Origin of the sequence: Shewanella sp. POL2 (genome assembly GCF_000282755.1) — a bacterium.
In the GTDB taxonomy this organism is placed as follows: Bacteria; Pseudomonadota; Gammaproteobacteria; order Enterobacterales; family Shewanellaceae; genus Shewanella; species Shewanella xiamenensis.
The window spans coordinates 46,077-64,795 of the sequence record NZ_AKZL01000017.1 but is presented as its reverse complement, the minus strand read 5'-3'; the positions used below and the strand labels follow the sequence as shown (position 1 = coordinate 64,795).

33 protein-coding genes are annotated in these 18,719 nt (G+C 45.7%); 17 read left to right on the top strand and 16 right to left on the bottom strand.

Annotation, left to right across the window (positions count from 1 at the left end; all coding sequences use genetic code 11):
* Positions 1–495: 495 nt before the first annotated feature.
* The 13 genes from orn to SHEWPOL2_RS06605 form a co-directional block, all read right to left on the bottom strand.
* Complete coding sequence (orn, locus tag SHEWPOL2_RS06670; protein WP_037427217.1) at positions 496–1,101, bottom strand: oligoribonuclease; 606 nt, start codon at positions 1,099–1,101, stop codon at positions 496–498.
* A gap of 190 nt (positions 1,102–1,291) precedes the next feature.
* Positions 1,292–1,708, bottom strand: coding sequence for a hypothetical protein (locus SHEWPOL2_RS06660; RefSeq protein WP_037427213.1), 417 nt, complete (start codon positions 1,706–1,708; stop codon positions 1,292–1,294).
* 8 nt (positions 1,709–1,716) lie between these two features.
* Positions 1,717–2,103 carry a hypothetical protein gene (locus SHEWPOL2_RS06655; RefSeq protein WP_050991319.1) on the bottom strand — a complete coding sequence of 129 codons (387 nt, stop codon included), beginning with the start codon at positions 2,101–2,103 and terminating at the stop codon, positions 1,717–1,719.
* The gene (locus SHEWPOL2_RS06650) at positions 2,090–2,308 is read right to left on the bottom strand and encodes a helix-turn-helix transcriptional regulator (RefSeq protein WP_037427211.1); all 219 of its coding nucleotides are present in this window, start codon (positions 2,306–2,308) and stop codon (positions 2,090–2,092) included. Before SHEWPOL2_RS06650 ends, SHEWPOL2_RS06655 begins: the two co-directional genes overlap by 14 nt.
* Before the next feature lie 55 nt (positions 2,309–2,363).
* Complete coding sequence (locus SHEWPOL2_RS06645) at positions 2,364–3,623, bottom strand: tyrosine-type recombinase/integrase (protein WP_037427209.1); 1,260 nt, start codon at positions 3,621–3,623, stop codon at positions 2,364–2,366.
* Between the two features lie 3 nt (positions 3,624–3,626).
* Entirely contained in the window at positions 3,627–3,869 is a 243-nt protein-coding gene (locus tag SHEWPOL2_RS06640; protein WP_037427207.1) for a hypothetical protein, read from the bottom strand.
* Complete coding sequence (locus SHEWPOL2_RS06635; RefSeq protein WP_037427205.1) at positions 3,859–4,242, bottom strand: hypothetical protein; 384 nt, start codon at positions 4,240–4,242, stop codon at positions 3,859–3,861. Before SHEWPOL2_RS06635 ends, SHEWPOL2_RS06640 begins: the two co-directional genes overlap by 11 nt.
* 2 nt (positions 4,243–4,244) lie before the next feature.
* Positions 4,245–4,979: an ATP-binding protein gene (locus SHEWPOL2_RS06630; RefSeq protein ID WP_050991318.1), complete on the bottom strand. Its 735-nt coding sequence runs from the start codon at positions 4,977–4,979 to the stop codon at positions 4,245–4,247.
* A gap of 2 nt (positions 4,980–4,981) precedes the next feature.
* On the bottom strand, positions 4,982–5,731 hold the full coding sequence (locus tag SHEWPOL2_RS06625; RefSeq protein ID WP_083848312.1) for a helix-turn-helix domain-containing protein: 750 nt from the start codon (positions 5,729–5,731) through the stop codon (positions 4,982–4,984).
* Positions 5,732–6,063: 332 nt separating this feature from the next.
* Positions 6,064–6,366 (bottom strand): hypothetical protein, encoded by a 303-nt coding sequence (locus tag SHEWPOL2_RS06620; protein ID WP_239642744.1) that lies wholly within the window; start codon positions 6,364–6,366, stop codon positions 6,064–6,066.
* Positions 6,363–6,572: a hypothetical protein gene (locus SHEWPOL2_RS06615; protein ID WP_037427203.1), complete on the bottom strand. Its 210-nt coding sequence runs from the start codon at positions 6,570–6,572 to the stop codon at positions 6,363–6,365. Before SHEWPOL2_RS06615 ends, SHEWPOL2_RS06620 begins: the two co-directional genes overlap by 4 nt.
* The gene (locus tag SHEWPOL2_RS06610) at positions 6,562–7,191 is read right to left on the bottom strand and encodes a hypothetical protein (protein ID WP_037427202.1); all 630 of its coding nucleotides are present in this window, start codon (positions 7,189–7,191) and stop codon (positions 6,562–6,564) included. The genes SHEWPOL2_RS06615 and SHEWPOL2_RS06610 overlap by 11 nt, the downstream gene beginning before the upstream one ends.
* Positions 7,192–7,229: 38 nt before the next feature.
* A complete protein-coding gene (locus SHEWPOL2_RS06605; protein ID WP_037427201.1) occupies positions 7,230–7,424 on the bottom strand; it encodes a Cro/CI family transcriptional regulator in 195 nt (64 codons plus the stop codon).
* A 105-nt stretch (positions 7,425–7,529) separates the two neighbouring features.
* On the opposite strand from SHEWPOL2_RS06605, the gene SHEWPOL2_RS06600 reads away from it, so the two are divergent.
* From SHEWPOL2_RS06600 to SHEWPOL2_RS06590, 3 genes are all read left to right on the top strand, one after another.
* Entirely contained in the window at positions 7,530–8,222 is a 693-nt protein-coding gene (locus SHEWPOL2_RS06600; protein WP_037427199.1) for a helix-turn-helix transcriptional regulator, read from the top strand.
* A gap of 273 nt (positions 8,223–8,495) precedes the next feature.
* Positions 8,496–9,014, top strand: coding sequence for a hypothetical protein (locus SHEWPOL2_RS06595; RefSeq protein WP_204366680.1), 519 nt, complete (start codon positions 8,496–8,498; stop codon positions 9,012–9,014).
* 21 nt (positions 9,015–9,035) lie between these two features.
* Entirely contained in the window at positions 9,036–9,437 is a 402-nt protein-coding gene (locus SHEWPOL2_RS06590) for a type II toxin-antitoxin system YafO family toxin (RefSeq protein ID WP_086023996.1), read from the top strand.
* A 53-nt stretch (positions 9,438–9,490) separates the two neighbouring features.
* Here the strand turns inward: SHEWPOL2_RS06590 and SHEWPOL2_RS06585 are convergent, their stop codons facing one another.
* Positions 9,491–10,381 carry a BRCT domain-containing protein gene (locus tag SHEWPOL2_RS06585; protein ID WP_037427194.1) on the bottom strand — a complete coding sequence of 297 codons (891 nt, stop codon included), beginning with the start codon at positions 10,379–10,381 and terminating at the stop codon, positions 9,491–9,493.
* A gap of 185 nt (positions 10,382–10,566) precedes the next feature.
* Here SHEWPOL2_RS06585 and SHEWPOL2_RS06580 point away from each other — a divergent pair, with 185 nt between their 5' ends.
* The 14 genes from SHEWPOL2_RS06580 (at position 10,567) to SHEWPOL2_RS06515 (ending at position 17,062) form a co-directional block, all read left to right on the top strand.
* A complete protein-coding gene (locus SHEWPOL2_RS06580) occupies positions 10,567–10,896 on the top strand; it encodes a hypothetical protein (RefSeq protein ID WP_037427192.1) in 330 nt (109 codons plus the stop codon).
* 9 nt (positions 10,897–10,905) lie between these two features.
* The gene (locus SHEWPOL2_RS06575) at positions 10,906–11,091 is read left to right on the top strand and encodes a hypothetical protein (protein ID WP_037427191.1); all 186 of its coding nucleotides are present in this window, start codon (positions 10,906–10,908) and stop codon (positions 11,089–11,091) included.
* On the top strand, positions 11,088–11,351 hold the full coding sequence (locus tag SHEWPOL2_RS06570; RefSeq protein ID WP_037427188.1) for a pyocin activator PrtN family protein: 264 nt from the start codon (positions 11,088–11,090) through the stop codon (positions 11,349–11,351). Before SHEWPOL2_RS06575 ends, SHEWPOL2_RS06570 begins: the two co-directional genes overlap by 4 nt.
* Positions 11,352–11,399: 48 nt before the next feature.
* Complete coding sequence (locus SHEWPOL2_RS06565; protein WP_037427186.1) at positions 11,400–12,050, top strand: hypothetical protein; 651 nt, start codon at positions 11,400–11,402, stop codon at positions 12,048–12,050.
* A 121-nt stretch (positions 12,051–12,171) separates the two neighbouring features.
* Positions 12,172–12,732 carry a hypothetical protein gene (locus SHEWPOL2_RS06560; RefSeq protein ID WP_204366679.1) on the top strand — a complete coding sequence of 187 codons (561 nt, stop codon included), beginning with the start codon at positions 12,172–12,174 and terminating at the stop codon, positions 12,730–12,732.
* Positions 12,726–12,890 (top strand): DUF1317 family protein, encoded by a 165-nt coding sequence (locus tag SHEWPOL2_RS22670; protein ID WP_037427185.1) that lies wholly within the window; start codon positions 12,726–12,728, stop codon positions 12,888–12,890. Before SHEWPOL2_RS06560 ends, SHEWPOL2_RS22670 begins: the two co-directional genes overlap by 7 nt.
* A gap of 9 nt (positions 12,891–12,899) precedes the next feature.
* Positions 12,900–13,289, top strand: coding sequence for a hypothetical protein (locus SHEWPOL2_RS06550; protein WP_037427183.1), 390 nt, complete (start codon positions 12,900–12,902; stop codon positions 13,287–13,289).
* Positions 13,286–13,660 (top strand): hypothetical protein, encoded by a 375-nt coding sequence (locus tag SHEWPOL2_RS06545; RefSeq protein WP_239642743.1) that lies wholly within the window; start codon positions 13,286–13,288, stop codon positions 13,658–13,660. Before SHEWPOL2_RS06550 ends, SHEWPOL2_RS06545 begins: the two co-directional genes overlap by 4 nt.
* A gap of 2 nt (positions 13,661–13,662) precedes the next feature.
* Positions 13,663–14,379, top strand: coding sequence for a hypothetical protein (locus tag SHEWPOL2_RS06540; RefSeq protein ID WP_204366678.1), 717 nt, complete (start codon positions 13,663–13,665; stop codon positions 14,377–14,379).
* Positions 14,376–14,732, top strand: a complete 357-nt coding sequence (locus tag SHEWPOL2_RS06535; RefSeq protein WP_037427182.1) for a hypothetical protein — start codon at positions 14,376–14,378, stop codon at positions 14,730–14,732. The genes SHEWPOL2_RS06540 and SHEWPOL2_RS06535 overlap by 4 nt, the downstream gene beginning before the upstream one ends.
* Positions 14,729–16,393 (top strand): DEAD/DEAH box helicase, encoded by a 1,665-nt coding sequence (locus tag SHEWPOL2_RS06530; protein ID WP_037427223.1) that lies wholly within the window; start codon positions 14,729–14,731, stop codon positions 16,391–16,393. Before SHEWPOL2_RS06535 ends, SHEWPOL2_RS06530 begins: the two co-directional genes overlap by 4 nt.
* Positions 16,390–16,515 carry a hypothetical protein gene (locus SHEWPOL2_RS23330; protein ID WP_037427180.1) on the top strand — a complete coding sequence of 42 codons (126 nt, stop codon included), beginning with the start codon at positions 16,390–16,392 and terminating at the stop codon, positions 16,513–16,515. Before SHEWPOL2_RS06530 ends, SHEWPOL2_RS23330 begins: the two co-directional genes overlap by 4 nt.
* The gene (locus SHEWPOL2_RS06520; protein ID WP_037427179.1) at positions 16,515–16,802 is read left to right on the top strand and encodes a hypothetical protein; all 288 of its coding nucleotides are present in this window, start codon (positions 16,515–16,517) and stop codon (positions 16,800–16,802) included. Before SHEWPOL2_RS23330 ends, SHEWPOL2_RS06520 begins: the two co-directional genes overlap by 1 nt.
* Positions 16,802–17,062 carry a hypothetical protein gene (locus SHEWPOL2_RS06515; protein ID WP_037427178.1) on the top strand — a complete coding sequence of 87 codons (261 nt, stop codon included), beginning with the start codon at positions 16,802–16,804 and terminating at the stop codon, positions 17,060–17,062. Before SHEWPOL2_RS06520 ends, SHEWPOL2_RS06515 begins: the two co-directional genes overlap by 1 nt.
* Positions 17,063–17,082: 20 nt before the next feature.
* Here SHEWPOL2_RS06515 and SHEWPOL2_RS06510 read toward each other — a convergent pair whose 3' ends face one another.
* Both SHEWPOL2_RS06510 and SHEWPOL2_RS06505 read right to left on the bottom strand, forming a co-directional pair.
* The gene (locus tag SHEWPOL2_RS06510) at positions 17,083–17,547 is read right to left on the bottom strand and encodes a hypothetical protein (RefSeq protein WP_037427176.1); all 465 of its coding nucleotides are present in this window, start codon (positions 17,545–17,547) and stop codon (positions 17,083–17,085) included.
* A 433-nt stretch (positions 17,548–17,980) separates the two neighbouring features.
* On the bottom strand, positions 17,981–18,655 hold the full coding sequence (locus SHEWPOL2_RS06505; protein WP_037427174.1) for a Fe2+-dependent dioxygenase: 675 nt from the start codon (positions 18,653–18,655) through the stop codon (positions 17,981–17,983).
* Between the last annotated feature and the right edge of the window lie 64 nt (positions 18,656–18,719).

Genomic DNA, 18,719 nt, shown 5'->3' with positions numbered 1-18,719 from the left:
GAAAATTTAATCACATCACTTTTTTCGTTTTACTTATCACTTAACTGATTTCGACCATTCAAACCCAAACTTTTTAAATTACTTATCACTTAACTGATTTTACAGGTACAGACAGAACCATTTAGCCAGCGTCGGCAAAATGGTCACAGGACAAAACGCGATGGGTTTTGATTAGATGATCGAACGATCAAAAAAGATCTGACAAAGTTGCTATTTAACCTACCAGCGAAAACCTAAAAAACCACACAAAGCGGAAAGTTAAAAACTTACTTTAAAATCAATTTATTATTTAGATATTGTAGTTTTAGCTTTCAGAGGTTAAAGCCGCTGCTCCATAAAACAACAACTCAACCCCAGAAAATTTTCATATGTAGTGAACCACTGCGCGTCACCGCCCCCGCAGTGAAGGCGGCCGGAAGGACCCGTGATGATAACAGGTCGCATCAACGATAGATGATAATCGTTCTCACTTATACCTGATCACATCTAACCGATTTACAATCCAGATGTTTCAAACCAAAACAACTGAGCACGATAGCTATTTAGTTCCGCTATCGATTCCCGAATGTCTGCAAGGGCTTCATGCTGATACTGCTTAGCCTCAACTGCATTACGTTCAACATCAGGCGCCCATGCTCTTGCTGCCATGGCTATCGCCGATATATCTAACTGTCTGTAATGCATGTACTCATGCAGTTCAGGCATTTGGCACATGATATATGACCGATCGAACATGATTGAGTTACCAGCAAACACTACACCAGTCTTAGTTTTACGGTCATACTTAGGTATTCCAAGTGCTTTCAGGTGTTCAATAACCATCTGCTCAGCCTGCACTAACGATACTGATGAGGCACGAACAGCATCTAACAACCCGCTCTTGGTATGCACATCTAGCGCCCACTCATGTGATCTTGCAATCACATCTTCGTCTTGATGCACAACAATATGCAGCGCTTCACCAACTTCGTTTAACTCACTGTCAGTCACGATAAATGCCAGCTCAAAGATAGGGTAATACTCCATACCCAACTGACCATTATCTAAGCGGCCGTTAAGCCCACCCGTTTCTAAATCACCAAACAAAAAGAATTGTTTCATCACTTGCCTCTCTTGCTTCTTTGACTATCAGTTAAACCATCATTACCAATGAGTTCACCATTCACATACACATTCCCACAATCAGGACAGTAGCTGTATGGAAGGTGCAGAACACGACGATGGCAGCCGCCTCGGCGTTTACAAATCAATACGTGCTTGAGTGAACATAACCAGTTAATCAGCCACATATTCAATCCCTTAAATTGAATGCACGCCACGCATAACTAAATCTTTCTGGTTGATGTCCAACACCAACAACACGGTCAACTCCACTAAAATGATCTTCGCTCTGCTTTATAAAATTCTCTTGTTCTTTAATAGCTTTTATATATAAATCTTCAATTAGTTCGTGGTCGAATATAACCCTTCCTTTAGCACGTTTATGATTGATAGAGTTAGCACCCCAGACTTTACACTCAACACCTTCAACTCCAACTTCTTTAAGCCTTCTATTAAACGATTGGGTTCTCTCGTAACTACCAAAATAAACCCTATCGCCTGGCTTTAATGCTTTAATCAAAGCCGTTGTTCTTCCTGATCGCCTAGCGCAGTTAAAATAGATTTCAACAGCAGATTTAACCGCACTACCAATACCAAATATATCCATCACTCACCTCACTTTACTAATTGCATTTCGGCTCGTCTGAGCCAGTAGATATAAGACTTTTTACTATCAAAGCCCATCAAGGCCCATTGTCCTTTACATACATAATGGGCACGGATAGCGCGCTTACAGTTTGGGGATAGCAGTTCAATCATCCGGTCGAACTGCACCACATGCTTAGGCACTTCCAGCTCATGCACCACTGCACCACCACGGGTTAATGGATCCCCTAACTTATCGCAGGCGCTGCGGTTACCGTAATTGCGACCAAGCTCTTGGTAAGCCCAGTAACGGCCCCAGGTGCTCAGTCCAACACGTAACGCTTTCAAGTTAATTAACTCCTCGCGCAAATCCCTGCGCTTAGCCCATTCCTGTAACTGTTGATTAGATGGCCTCATTCGCTACCCCCGTGATTTGCTCGATAGATAACTGAAATACGTCATTCAAAATCGCCAAAAAATGATTTGATGGCACATTGCACTCACCACTTTCCCAACGCTGATAGGTTCGGCGGTCAACCCCGTAAATCTCAGCCACTTCATGCTGACTAAACCCACGGATCGAGCGTCCAGTTTTTAGAATTATTGCTGACCGATTGCTCATAAAATCACCTCAATTTGTGCCATTGCATACTCCATAGGGGTTGATGCAACGATCATCACAGCCACCCGCTAGCCATCTTGGTTTTGTCATGCTGATGATCTACGTTTGATCTAGGGATTATCTCGGGCGCAACCTCGTTAAAACCGCGCAAAATTAAATGAGCATGATAAGCATCAAGTGCACTCAACATGCCCTTATCTAAAGTCGAGTGAACATAGGTACGCAAAAGCACAGGCAAGGCATGATTAAGCAGCCGCTCACCAACCATAGTATCGACACCCATGTCGGCAATAATGGTGCGGCAAAGCTTTCTAAGCGCATGAGAAGTAAACGATTTAAACCTAATAGATTCACTCCAATACTGCGCAGTGCGAATGCTAATCGCCCCAACATCACCCGGGAACAAAAACGCCCGCTTACCCACATGCTTAACCTGCCACTGCAAGTAATGCGTCAACAACGCCTTAGCCGTTGGCGTTAAAGGCAACCTATGCTCTTGGCGGTTCTTCGCATTCGATGCAGGAATTAACCACCAATCCCCCGCAAAATGTTCCCACCGTGCCAAACGAGTCTCGTTAATGCGGGTACCAAACATCAGCATCAACATAAACAACATCGCCACAGGCCAAATCGCATCACGCAGCGCAGTAAACAGCGGCCCTAAGTCCGACTCCATCAACTGCGTTCCTACACTCGGCGCCATCTTCAAACTCATTTCCACTCGATACCCAGCCAACGCATTAACCTCCACCAAACGCAAATCAGCCGCCGCACTTATCGCCCGCTTAAAAATCTTCACCGCGCATTTGATATAGTTAGTTGAATAGCCATCAGCCAACATCGGCTTAACCAAACGGGTATCGACTGCCACAAACGAAAGATCAGCCAGCGGAAAATCAGCAAACATCCCCACCAAATGCTTACTCACCACCGATTTACAATTAGCCCGCCAACTTGGGCTAAACGAACGATTGCCCTCGATATGCGCCAAAAACCACCTAAGCAGATCAACCACAGTCACAAACTCACCACGTAACACCTCCGCCCCAGCACTACGCTTAGCCATCACCACAGGCAACTGCTCTAAAAACGTCTTAATACACATGCTTGGCCACACACCTTGCTTTTGCCAAACCGTCTTACCGCCTTCATTAACCACCAAAAATAACGAGGCCTTTTTACGATCAGCCGTCGCCCGCAAACGCAATTCTGGATATTGCGGATCACGATAATCCCGCGTCACCCCGCCACGCAGCCAACGGCGTAGCGCCGCATCATTCAGCTTGCCAACTTCAACACCACTCGCGTTAGCCATCGCCTAAGCCTCCAACCGATACTCAAACGTGTTTTTAGTGCCATAACGAATACGCTTACAGCGCTTATCCAGCGGCATATCCCTAAACCGCGCACTTAACGCCGTTTCGCTATCGAATGAGCCAAAGCGGGTTAAACACTCCTGTTGGATCTCAAACAGCGTCCAATAACGTGATCCGGTAATTATCTTTGCCAGGCGCTCACGCTGAGTTAACGGCTTAGCCGGTTGAGTTGAATTACTGCCCATGGGAAACTCCTCTAAATCGCTTTGACTGCCTTACCAAAAACTGATTTGCCTGTTTACGCGCAGCTGGCCCACCCTGAGCAAATATTCTTTCGTACTCGATACAAACGGAATGCTTAAACTCAGCAGGGATAACCGACATATGCTTTACAATCTTCTCCATGTCCGACTCACCACCACGGCAATGCCACATTTGTGGTAGTTCGCGCTCACGCATAAAGCCTTGGGCCCGTAACTCAGCTGCAGTCACCGCTTTTGCTACAAACAACTGCGGATCATTAACCGCCTCTTGCACAACAGGCCGCGCCGCAGCATCACTCACCAAATCCGAATAAAAATCGGGCGCATCATCGGGTAAATGCTTAAGTGCTGCCATGCTCACCCCCGCTTACCGCGATAACTCGGCCAATTAAACGTCACCGCCACCGTAGCCGCATCGCGCAACCGCTCATAAGCGCGTTCACCCAACATCTTTTGCAGCGAATCAGTATCCAAATTGGTGATAAACCCAGTCGATTTAAGCCCGTACAAACGCTTATCAATAATCCGCGTTAACCACAGCATTTCGTCAACACTGCCGCGCTGCAGGCCAATTTCATCGATAATTAACAACTCAGGGCGCATAAACTCGGCGATCAAACGCTCCTCAGTCAGCGAACGGTCGTTATAGCTCTCACGCACCCGCGCAAACAGGTCCATCACACTGAGCAACACCACCGAGTGATGCCTTGCCATCAACGCATTGGCGATCGCCGCAGCCAAATGGTTTTTGCCAGTGCCAGGCGTACCGATAAACAAAAACCCCTTACCCACCGCCGACAACTCAACAAACTTCTCCACAAATCGCTTAGCAACCTCCAACGCCTTGCGCTGATCTGCCCGTTCAACCTGATAATTTTCAAACGAACAACTCAAAAAATGCGCATTTAAGCCACTCTTACCAAACAAAGCGTTATTCAACCGGCTACGATGCTCATTCGACTTGCTCACCTCATCACGGCGTTGCAACTCGCGGATTTTTTGACGATGGACCTCAGGCGGATCAGGCTGAATATGCTCAGGTGCGCCCAATCTTTTTAATAACTTACTCACCTCTTGGCTCATATCCATCATCGTCATAGCTCCGTATTAAACTGGCTGCTCACCGCATCAAACCGCGCTGCAGACTCTTGATAAACCGCAATATCCAAATGCGCGTTTTGCACAGCAGGCTTAGGCAACGGCGTTAGCCAGTGGCGTTCGCGGATAAACTTGGTAATACCCAACACAAACTTGCCATCAGCCGCAAATCCCCAACTCGGGTCAACCTTCACAGCGTTATTCAGCCACTCAACCGCCAACACGCAATCTTGGTCAGTCAGTTTTTCAGACTTCCACGCCTTCCACGCAGCCGCATCCGTCCCGCCCTTTCGATGGGCTGGATACGCTTTAAAAAACGCATTGAAAACCGACTTAGAACAACTTGCAGGACAAGAATCTTTTAAAGATTCATTGACTGGTTCTAAAGAGTGACTGATTCCGGTGCTATCTGGTGGCATAGGGGGTGTGCTATCTGGTGGCATACCTATGCTATCTGGTGGCATAGGCTGTGCTACCTGCTGGCATAGGGTGAGGGTATAAACATTCGATAAATTACCCTTCGGGCCCTTGCGCGACTCAATCTTAAGCAGCCCTGCTTCGGCAAGTTCAGCAATGTGCTTTCTTACCGTGCTTTTGCCGATTTCACACTGCTCAGCAATATACTGATGACTCGGCCAACACTCGCCCTGATCATTCGCATTATCAGCGAGTTTAATCAGCACCAGCTTACGCAGTGGATTACCCACCTTGGCCTTCATCGCCTTAACCATCAATTCCATGCTCATAGCGATACCACTCGTTGCTTAAAACACGCAAAACGCGCTAATATCACGTGGCAGCTCTCTATCCACGTAGTTTTGTTGCACTCGCCCACTGCACCGCCAAGTACAAGTGGGCGTTTTAATATCCAAAAATTAGCCATAAAAATAACCTTACTCGCCTAAGTTTTTTAACATCAACCAGATAGGACGAATCATGGAACGATACAAACCATCAATAACCGTTGGTGAATTTAAAGAAATGCTCAGCAACTACCCAGACAACATGCTGCTTGACTTCTCAACGCTCGATTTCTATCGACTAAAACAGCGCTCACCAACCCTTGTGCAAGTCGAATTTAACCAGCAGGTTTATCGAGATAAGTCAAACAACGTGGTGGTTGAAAACCTTGCACAATAGCTGCGGCATAAATACCCGCTACCGCCTGTGAAACAGGCGTATAAATCTCAATCACTGTGTCGTTAACCATTCGTTTGAACACAAAACGTTCACCCTTGTGTTCAATAATCCATTTTTCAGATTTAACCGTTTGAGCAAGTTCCAACTGCTCAAATGCTTCACGTTCTTCGGGTGTTTCCACCAAAACCTCATCGGCATAATCAAACGGTGCTTTCACCGCAACCTCATCTGCATAACTCATCGTTTCACTCTCCCTTTTAACGCCGCATCGCGTTCAAAATCATCACGGCAATCGGCATCACAAAAAATCCGTGGCGACTCAACAGGCTCACAGCACCAATAACAACAGCCAGTAAATGGCCTCATCACTGGGCGTTTTCTGCCTGCCATTGCCACTTGCAGCTGCAAATCAGCTAATGCGTTAGCATCATCAACGTTATCCGACATCAGCCACTCTCTCGCACTTACGTAGTTCGGTCTTATTCGCCAAAAACGGATAAGCCAGTTCAAGCGCAGCCATACTGCCCTGCGTAGTCGCAGCCGACTCTTTAAGTTCTTTATAAGCTCGCAGCACTTCGTCTTTGCTAGGGTTAGCGACTAAATGGATCACTGCAATTTGCGCCTCGGCGTTCTCTTTAGTCAGTTGCGCAGCCATATTAGCCACATGCAACACATGGCCATCACTCATACGATCAGCAATCACCGTCACCCCAGCGCAGCCAAACACATCATTGAGGTACTGCACTCGCAAATGCTCAGGTAAAGCCGCAACAAGCGCTTGCTCGATATAAAACAACTGATCTGCCATTGGATGATGCGCCTCATAATGCCCCAACCAGCGGAACAGCTTTTGCGCATTAACCCGGGCGTTGTTATGCACATCATCGGTGCGCGCAAAGGTAATCCCCTCAGCGGCCAACACCTCAGCCAACCCCAGGCGATCAACCGCCGCAACCACATCCATCGCCAACGCCAAACGATTCATCTTCGGCAACTCAAGCGCCCGATGAATAGTCTTCATCAGCAGGCTTAAACGGCTAAGTCCATTATGTGAATTGGTTTTCATGCTAAAAATCCTCTCTCTGCTAATGTAAATAACAAGGGTTAGGCCGCTTGGTGAGCATTTGGCAGCTGCAACGCCCCCGCCTTTAGCTTTCCATTGGTTAACCGCTCAATTTGAAAAGCGCGCAGCGCTGGAACGTCATCAGGCCATTGCGTAATTGCCGACTTTGAAATGTTCAGTGCTTTTGCGAGTTTTGCTTTGTTACCAAAGTGCGTAATTGCATCTTTTGTCTTCATCAACTAACTCCGAAAAGTGACCTTACAAGAGGTTAAGAAAACTATACTATTTTGTCAACAAAAGAAAAGGTAACTTGACCTTAATCAAGTTAAGATAGCTTTACTATGATGAATGAACGAATCAAAGAAAGACGCAAAGCGAACAGGCTTACTCAGCCAGAGCTTGGTAAAATGATTGGCGTAACAAAAGCCACTATTTCGCTTTGGGAAGCAGGCGCAACCTCACCCAAGGGCGAAAACCTTTACGCACTGGCAAAATCTTTAAACTGTTCTTCTGAATGGCTTTTGTATGGTGAAGAAAAACAAACCAAACCAGAATCAAACGCTGAATGGGTAGGCGGTTTCGAAACGTGGGATAGAAATAGCCCACTCGGTGATGACGAAGTGGAGATACCGTTTTACATGGAAGTAGAACTCGCGGCGGGGGCAGGTGTAACGGATATTCGTGAATACTATGGCCCAAAACTCCGCTTTGCTAAATCCACCCTCAGGCGCCAAGGTGTAAGCGCTGCCGATGCCGTATGCGTTAAAGTCAACGGCAACAGCATGGAACCCGTATTACCCCACGGATCAACCGTCGGCGTGGACACCTCACACACCGATATTGTGGATGGTAAAATGTATGCTATTAATCACGATGGCATGTTGCGCGTAAAAATGCTCTACAAACTCCCAGGTGGCGGCATTCGCCTACGCAGTTACAATATGGACGAATGGCCAGACGAACATCTGGACACTGAAAAACAAAAACACATCAAGATCATCGGCAAAGTGTTTTGGTACTCAGTATTGATTTAATCTGTATATAAACACAGTATTTCAAACATTTACAATCTGCTATCCATATCAAAATATCCTTTGTTATCTATTTGTAATTTGTGATTTCTCGTGTAGAGTGAATTATACGATACAGGTGTTTTGATAGAAATTGTCTAAATCGCTTGTATTTTAGTCAGGGAAATGGATAATGTCGCGGCCTTAGAAGTTGGTCTGTTACACTACGTAACAGACCTTTTGTGTCTAAGCTGCTATAATAAATACGGAGTAGTCATTATGAAGGGGGGATCTGCTATGCTAATCGCCACCATCATTGCAAGTGCATTTGGTGCAACTACAGCTAATGTAGAGGCCAGTATGCTATCAAATACCAGCGTTGCAGCTGAAAATTGCCACAAAAATTCGCCATATAAAATATTAGAATGTCGTATTCACGAGCTAAGTAAGATACTGCTAGATTTTAAACAATACCATTATGATATATGTAATGGTGATCAAGCTATTGAAGCAGAAGAATATCAAAACCTGTTAAACCTAGAGTCTACACTTAAAGGTTATAGTGGCTTAATGAAAAGCTTTTTTGCTAAAACTGGCGAAAAAGTACGTACAGAACATGGTGAAGAAGGTTATTTATTACTGCGTAAAGTGGTGGCTACATATGGCCAACTTTATAAAGTGATTAGTAATGTTGCGGCTTTTTATGCCGAGCAACTTGGTGATGTTGAAATTATTACTGATACACACTTCACTCCATCTAAAGAGTTTTGGCTTGCAGCAGTTGACGCTAGCAACAAAGTGTACGGCAGGCACTAATTTTTTAAGGAGTAGTTACGAGTGGTTAGCACAGTAACTTTCATGGAAGGTCTAGAGGCTGAGCTCAAGCGCATGGGTTTTGAGCTCACTCAATTAAAAAAAGACTTAGAAGCCTACTTTGATTCTAATAAGCGAAAAAAACCAGCCTATCTCGGTAAAGATGCCCCATTTTTAAGACCAGAATCGATGTTTGATGCAGAAGTTCACCACCTTCACGTATACGTGAATGGGGTTTCTTGCCATAAAACATGGTTAGCAGGCAAAACGAGTAATTCATACCTTGTTTATACTTCTGGTGATTTAGACCCTGACCAATATCTAGTGATGGACGTCATTCAAGATGATGCCCATAACATTTGTAAAAGTCATTCTCTAATGCGAGGCTATAAACAAAAGGCCAAAGATTTTAGAGATCGAAATTAAAACCCGCATTTGCGGGTTTTATGGGTTATTTTCCCTATATAATTCATTTACGATTACAAATCAGCCACCGCATCATGAAAGTCATGTTCATGCACTATTAGCAGAGTGACACCTTCTTTTCGTAGTTTAACGGCCTCCTCAACCTTGCGGCCATAACAAGCATAAGCCCAGCATGGGTTACCTTCTGCCCCAATAACAAGATAATTAACCTTCTTTGATACATGCTTTGCTGACATGCCACCCAGTTGTTCAACTATGGAGTTGAAGCCTGATCTGGTGTATTTACTTGACGCGCCAGTAAAACAAAAAGTTGAACCTTCAAAAGCGATATCCGGGCAAGCGGCGCAAATACCGACTAAAGTACGCTGTTCTTCACTTAATGGGTTGGTGATAGTGTTGTCATCTAAAGTAAGAATAAATTCAGAGAAAAAATTTAATAACATTTTATGCTCTTGTGCATCAATTCTCTGATCAGCCATTACCGATGTGATCAAACTATCAACCTCATCATACGGCCAACATGCCCGAAGATGATCATGTTCAGCAATCCATTCAGCCAAACCATTTAGTTCATCTTCGTTGATTACCCCATCAGCAATAATCCCACCAAGAATGGCATGCAATCGCTGTAAGTCAGCAGTAACAATATTAAAATATTTTACTGAGGTGAGATTCTCACAAACCCACTTTACATCTTGCCTTTCATCTTCCGATAACCAACCGCTCCCTAGCACAGCCTCTATGATGGGAACCAACTCATTAAATGGATGCTTGGCTTGCACATCTTTATATTCAGCAAGCCACAGGTTAAGAAACTCAATTTCTGATTGATTAACCTTTCCATCAATGGCAACACCTTCAAAAAGCCCGAGTAAAGAATTAATCGACTTATCCATCCTTGAACGGGTGGTTTTCATGTAGTAAGGCAAATGATCCATATGCATTTATTGTCACTCCATTCGCAATTAACACTCATCAGTTCAATCCCTTAACTTATAACACTCCCTGCTATAAAAATCATCAAATCAAAAATAATCAAAAATAAGTCAAGTTTTTTAAACTTTACCACTTGACCGCTAGGTCAAGTTATCTTAACTTTATACCTGTACCCACTACCGAGGACAGGGAAATGATCTTAACCAGAGTTCAAACATCAGCAAAACAGCGCACCGAGTTTCGTCTACTGGTTGCCATCCGCTTTGCATGCCTAATGGCTATCGCCAAAGGCCACCAAAACCCAATGGACTGCCCACGGGTACAAGAGCGTTGTAGCGATCTCGCCAAGCACTTTGCCTACAACCACCCAAGCCCCGCCTTTCACAGCCAATACATTGGCCGTATTGGCGAGCTCGGCAACAGCTTTGGCCTGCGCTTTAACGAACCCAAGCAAGGCTTGTTTGGCACCGTCACCGTATGGCGCAACGACCAAGCGCCAACCAACGTGCATCAACTTGCATAAGGCACAGCCATGAGCGCAACCAAGGTGAGTGCCTTAAGCGATCACTGCGATAAACAAATCGCCGAAACCCAAAAGCTGATAGCCGATTACCCGCACGAACGGGCAGCGCTTGAAAGGGTAATTAAAGGCTGGCGCGCCACCAAACGCCACCACCTAGCCCTGATAAATAACATTCAACCCAAGGAGCCTGCATGAACACCGCCTTTTTACTCATGGCCCAGTTCAACAAAGCCATCGTACCGCTGGACGAAATCAGCGAGGAATACTTCGCCCTCGCCCCGCGAACGGCGCAGAACTACGCCAAAGCAGGCCGCTTGCCCGTCCCCGCCTTTCGCGGCGGCGAAGGCAATAAAGCCCCGTGGTTAGTCAACGTCAACGACCTAGCCGCCTACCTCGACAAACAGCGCGACGCAGCCGCAAAAGACCAGATTAGCAACCAAAGCCGCGCAGCGTAGCAGTTAAACATTAGCCAGCTTAGCAAGCAGCAAAAAGCGAGAGAGAAAATGAAAACCAAATTCAACATTGAATACCTGCCAATGCTGGCAGCGTTCGCCGCAAAACAGGATGTTCGTTACTGTCTAAACGGCTTTCACGTAAAGCCGCACCCAGAAAAAGGCGTGATCCTAACCGCCACTGACGGCCATTGCCTCGTCACCATCCACGATGAGGACGGCTTTAGCGATGGCGAGTACATTTACCCAATCAGCAAAGAGTTGCTAAAAGCCGCCAACAAAAAAGCATTACCGTCTATTCAAAACATCTTTATCAACGATGGCGTGGCCATGCTCACATCGATTTACGACATCATCGATACCTTCACCACCTTTGAAGCGTTGGACACTCAGGAACGTAAGTTTATTACTCACATTGAGTTTATTAACCCCATCGATGCACGTTACCCAAATGTAGGCAAACTCTTTAAATCACGGCTAAGTGATGAAAACTTAAAGCCAGCATCAACGATTGGCATGAATGTAAACCTGCTCAGCCGCCTATCAAAATTGAATTACTGCAAGATTAACGGTGCTGTTTTGCACCTAGCAGACAAGAATTCGCTGATTGCAGTCATGGGCTTAAAAAAAGAAATACGTCGCAATGATCATGCCGATGACATTGGACGAATCAGAGCGAGCTCATCCCGCCGATTTTGTTAACTTTGCAGGCCATCAGCCAGTCGAGCCAGCACCCGAATCCGCCACTCAAACCACCTCACCCGAGCCTGAACAGTCAAGCGCCGCTTGATAGTTGCCGCCATCACGAAACAAGGAATAGAGCATGACACAACGTATCGAATGCAGTCGCCGTACCTGTCGCTGGACAGGCAGACATTCAGAGTTAAGCAAGATCGCAGACCCTAAACACGCATCAAGATCCTTTGCTGTTTATAACTGCGCCTGCCCTAAATGCGGCTGCGAATCTTATTACGAATTGCCTGAGCCAATCATCACCGAGCGCGTAGAACACGCAAACGCACTCATCAAAGTGATATCAGAACATGGCCGCAAGTTCTTCGACTACAAAGGCACCATAGCAACACTTGAACTCGATAAAAACGGCAAGGTTTGGGTGATTGATGAATATACCAAAGCGCGAATTTACACCCATTACAAAGGTGATTGGCGCGGTTTCAATCACGGAGGGACGCTTAAAAATCTTATTTGTTTGATGCGCGAATACATCACTAAAGGCACTCAAATTTCAATTTATTGGTTAGCACCTGCTCCTAAATTTTGTGATGGTGAAGACATTTGGGGCTATGGCAAAGAAGCCGCAGCAGCCGTCCGCGCAGCAGCTGCACAACTGCCCATCATCAAGCAGGAGGACGCAGCATGCTAACCCACGACAAACCCCAACACCGCGATATCAAAATCGGCCTCGGCCATATCGTCGCAGACAAAAACGGTTGGATGTTACCAGGTGGCAAGTTCACCACCAACCGCGCCGTTGCCATTCGTGCCGCCAAAGGCCTGCACCGTTTCTTGGTTAAAAGATAAGGACGTCATATGAGCAACCAACACGACTTCTACGCCAAGCAATACCCTTGGCTAAATGCAGATCAACGTGAGTGCTTTGATTTTCTTTGTGATATTCACAATGGCGGTAATCACATGTTTGGCAAAATCCAAGCCTGTGGCGAGCATGGCTTAGTGATCAACAGCAAAGCCTCTCACTACATGTCAACGTTCGACTATAGCAACCTGACAAAAGCCGTAGTACTTGCCCATGACCGCATGATCCGCTTTCAAATCGAACCTTCAGGACCGCGTATGTTGAAGTTTATCGCTCACAAGCGCCATACCCGCGAAGGTGATTACTGTGAACGTCATCCAACGATGGAAGAAGCAATTGCCACGGTAAGAGAACAGTTTCCATATGACGAGGTGAAAGCATGACCGCCCCTAAATCATCCCGCGAAATGCTTTATCTGCTGGCAGGCTGCGAACCAGAGCCAAAGCTCGACTTGCTGCTATCGCTAACGCGCATCACCTCCGAGCCAACCATTGCCGCCTTAAAGCTGCACTACACCACTGGTCTGGCTGAAGAACGCTGCGCCGCTCGCCACCGTATCGAGCTATCAAACCTGATGCGCGCCCAAACCACGCTCAACAGCATCATGGGCGTGATTGAGGCAATCAAAGAACTCGACTGGGAAAAGCATCTTGCCAAGTTAGCCGCAGCCAATGCACAGATCACACAGTTCGAAAAACAATTAGCCAGTTATCAGTTAACTGATTCAACACCTCAATTGAGCAAGGCGGGCTAACAATGAACAAAGTAAATAACGCCAATCTAATCAACCAATCTAATGCTGAGCAAGGTTTTGAATACTATACGCCAGAACCATGGCCTCAATTAGCAAGTCAGTTGATGGGTGGGATAGATTTAGATCCAGCGAGCAACGACATAGCCAACGCCAGTATTAATGCCAAAACCATTTTCACAAAAGAAATTGATGGGCTTTCGCAACGCTGGTACGGCACAGTTTGGATGAACCATCCATTTCATCGTGGTGAAAAGCCATGTAAGGCTAAATGCAATAAAAAGGCTTGTATCAAGCGTGGTCATCACATTGATAAACCGATACCGGGTAATGGCGATTGGATAAATAAAATTATCAAAGAATATGAAAGCGGCCACATAAAAGAGGCTGTGATCATCACATTTTGCAATTCGTCTGAAACTTGGTTTTTACCATTACTTAAATTTCCGCAATGTTTCCCTCATGGCCGAGTGCATTACAAGAAGGCAGATGGTAGCAAAGCCGATAGTTGTACCAAAGGAAGTGTGATCACTTACTTAGGTAAGAATGTCGCTGAATTTTCAAGACTGTTTGGCGCGCATGGCACCATCAAAGTTGAATTTGGTTATGAGATTAAAAGCCAAATCGACACTCCACTGAAACAGGAGCAAGTAACCGTTGAGTTAGCGCCATCGCAACAGCTCGATATCGAAGATCAAATCGCGCGGGAGAATGCAGCATGATAAATCAAATACTTCTATTGATTTCTCGATGCCGACTTAATGCTGTTGTTGAGAAAGAAGCCCAGTCTGATCTTGAGCGTGGGCTAACCAACAGCAACTTTAAGTTTGAACGCGAGTATCGATTATCTGCACGGGATATTGTTGATTTTGTTGTGCATACCGAAAATGGTTTAGTTGCCATTGAGCTAAAAATTAAAGCTCAACGCATGTCTATCTATCGTCAGCTATGCCGCTATGCAAAACATGATGAAGTCGCCGCTGTAGTGCTATTGACTGGCACGGCAATGAACCTACCCGCATTGATCGAAAATAAACCCGCAGCAGTCATTTCACTTGGAGAAGCATGGTTATGATCCGCACTTACGGCCAACTTACGCTTATCGATAACAAGTGGCAGTTACAGAATATACCGCCTCATGTTGCCATCAGGTTAAAGCAGCTATTCCCAAGGGTGCCAAAACACCAAATTGGCACGTTCGAATTTCCAAATGATAAACAGCATTGCGCTGATCTATCTTGGTTCTTACAGCGTTACCCAATGGATATGATTCAGAAGCAAGTCATCACGCTTGAGGCTGGGCGAAAAAGTTATGAAGCAGAACAATCACGCATGGAAGATATCTTGCGGCCTGAATACATTCCATCAGTATTGAATGGATTGAAAAAGGGCCAGAAGGTACGCCAATATCAAGGTCAGGCAATCGACTTGGTGCTAGCTCGCCGTGCCTTATTGCTCGGTGATGATGTTGGTTTAGGTAAAACCTATACCGCTGCTGGTCTATTCCTCAATCAGCAAGCCTTACCTGCTGCTGTCGTCATGCAAACTCACTTGCAGGCTCAATGGCAAGAAAAGATTGAAAGCTTTACTCACTTAACAGTCCACAAAATAAAAGGCACTAAGCCTTATAACCTTCCGGCCGCAGATGTGTATTTATTTAAGTACAGTCAGTTACTTGGCTGGATAGACACCTTCCACGATGGATTTTTTAAAGCTGTTGCTTTTGATGAAATCCAAGAGTTACGCCGTGGCACTGACAGCGGTAAAGGTCAAGCAGCCAAAGTGTTAGCTGACCAAGCTGTTTATAAGCTAGGGCTATCTGCTACGCCAATTTATAACTATGGCTCAGAGATTTGGAACATCATGCAGTATCTAGACGATCTGGCACTTGGTAGTTATTACGACTTTCTGCGCGAATGGTGTGTCGATGATCGCAGAGTAAAAGACCCTGATGCTTTGGGATCATATTTGCGAGAGCAAAACCTAATGCTGCGACGAACTAAGCGCGATGTTGGTCAGCAAATGCCGCCGATTAATACCATCGTTGAACATATCGAAGCAGACCAAAAAGCCCTTAAGTCAGTTGAAGAACTCGCTAAACAGTTGGCAATTAAAGCGACTACAGGCGACTACTTTAGCCGCGGTCAAGCAGGACGAGAGCTCGACTTAATGATGCGCCATACAACAGGAGTCTCCAAGGCGCTCGGCGTGGCTCGTTATATTCGCATCCTACTCGAAAATGATATTCCAGTGCTGCTAATGGGCTGGCATCGTGACGTGTATGAGATTTGGTTAGACGAACTCGCCGATTTAAAACCCGCAATGTATACCGGCTCTGAAAGCGAGAAGCAAAAAAATGACTCAGTGCAGCGCTTTGTATCTGGTGAAACCAATCTATTCATCATGTCGCTACGAAGTGGAGCAGGGCTAGACGGCTTGCAATTCCGTTGCTCTACCGTCGTATTTGGTGAGCTTGATTGGTCGCCAAAGGTGCATGAGCAAATCATTGGCCGACTTAACCGAGAAGGGCAGCAAGAACAGATAACTGCCATTTATCTGAACACCAATGAAGGTTCTGACCCGCCAATGGTTGAGGTGCTTGGGGTGAAGCAGTTCCAATCCACAGGAATCATCGACCCGGGCAAACAGCTAGATGCTAAGTTCAGTGATAAGAGCCGTATTCAGGCATTAGCTGAACAGTTTCTTAGCAAGAAAATGAATCAGGAGGCAGCATGAAGCAATCAACCGCAATCAGAGAAGCGCTTAACAAGTGGTACGCCCTGCCACGAAAACAAGCATGCAGCTGCCAACAGTTTATGAAAAAACTCGCCGAGGAATTGGCAAAGGAAGGTAAGTGATGACTCTAAATGAACGCATGAATGAACTTATCGCTGAGAATGAGCGGTTAAAAGCCGAGCGGCTTGAAATTCTTACTAAATTTGGTGAGTTAAATCGTGACAAGTTAAGGCTCGATCTACTTGATGAGGTTAACGCTGGTTTCAATAAAGAAAACGGCACTTTATACGGTTGGGTTGTTCATTGGAACCATAACAGAATTTCTCTGCATGATAGCGACCCCATGAAGAAGTCAGTTAGACAAGCAATCGATGATTTTGCCGTAAAAGTAAGTAAGGCGGGTAAGTGATGGATACCATCGAGGAGCTTTATCTATCCGGTTTAACGATTGAAGAAGTCGCGGCCGAAACGGGAATATCGATGTGGACAGTGAGAAGCACCATTCGCAAACTCGGGATTAGCCGACCGCGAAAGGTGGCGATCAAGCTATCAAAGCGCAAGCCGAACAGAGAAACCCGCAACGATGGCTATCTCGATAAGCTAGAAAAGAAAGAAGCAGCGCTCTACATCAAAGCCAATCAGCTATTTAAACCGATAGCGACAAACTAACTAAAGGGCCAAACGGCCCTTTAGTTTTTCTCGCTTTTCAACTGTTCAATCTGCCGATCGATAGATGCCACTTGAGTGTCGGCCTGTTGCGCAACTGCTGCCATTTCCTGCGCCAAGCTTTGTTGCCAAGTCGCACCGGCTAAGTTGTTATTGGCATAGCGCCTGCCATTTTGCAGATCGCGCATTCGCTGATCACGGCGCTCAATCACCCGCTTACGGTCGTTCTCTAACTTAGTTATCTCACGGCTGATCCGCTGATTATCAATGTAAGCGCTAATCTCCTGCTTCTTACCATAATCCACGCCCGCCGCCGAACCGCTGGCAACAACGCTACCAACATTGCTTAGATCAACGGGTTTGCTTGATTCATTACAGGGATCCGCCTGGTATTTACCATCAGCGCATTTATAGACTTCGGCCATAGCCGAAAAAGAAGGGCCGCTCGTCAACACTAGCGCGAGCATTATTAAAGATTTTCTATCCATAGATCACCTCGTTTACGTTTACTAAATATTAACCGTTCGGGTATCCAAAAACTATTCAAAAAACGCGGGGTATCCTATAGGTATCCACAAAATTTACAGCATTATAAAAATCAATAGCTTAATTTAAAATCAAACCAATCGAGCATCGGTGCAATGGAAAAGGTGCGGTCGAGCTGTAGACCATCATTAAGATTATTTTTCAACACGTGACTATCGACTCAAGTAATTAAAATTTGCCAGTAAGTTCAAGCTTTGAGGGATAAAGCGCCTTAACTTAAGCCGCAGATGAGCAACGCAGCGCCAGCGTAAAAATACAAAAACAGTAAACGAGTTAACGTTTACTGTTTTATTGCCCCTCAGAGCAAGCGGGATTATACCCTAAACCGCCTGCTTTGTGGAGATTAAGCAGGGAGAGAAGCCTAGCTCTATATCACTACAACTCACTCCAACGCCTGAGCAAGTTATGATAAACACCCGTTAGATTAAACAGCTCTTGTTCAGGCGCGGTCTGCGACGTCAAAGATTGAATCGATTGATCGAGTTGAAATAACAAGCGACGCTGCCCTTCATCGCGCACCATGCTCTGTAGCCACATAAAAGCGGCGGTTCGCTCACCTGATGTGACAGGCGTAACCTGATGTAAACTCGTTGACGGGTATAACACCAAAGATCCCGCCGCCAGCTTAATGCTTTGCTGGCCATAGGTATCTTGGATGACCAGCTCACCACCTTGATAAGTGTCTGGTTCGCTTAAAAATAAGGTGGCAGACAGATCGGTACGCACCATACCGTCACTCGTCGAGCGAATTGCATTGTCGATATGATAGCCAAAGGTTTCTCCACCTTGATAACGATTAAACAAGGGCGGATAAAACTGTAATGGAAGTGCTGCCGAGATAAATAAAGGATGAGCTAACAAGCGCTCCATAATCAATTCACCGATGCCAATCGCAACAGGATCGTCTTTATCCAACTGCTGATTGCGCTTACGGGTACTCGCCATCACGCCTGATGTTTGATTGCCATCAATCCAAGTGCGAGCATCAAGTTGTTCACGTAACTGATTGACTTCTTGTTTTGAAAAAACATGAGGAATTTCAATAAGCATCTTCAAACCTTAAGGAAAGCATAAACATCAAAGGCAGCCCTAGGGCTGCCATTCAAATCGTCAT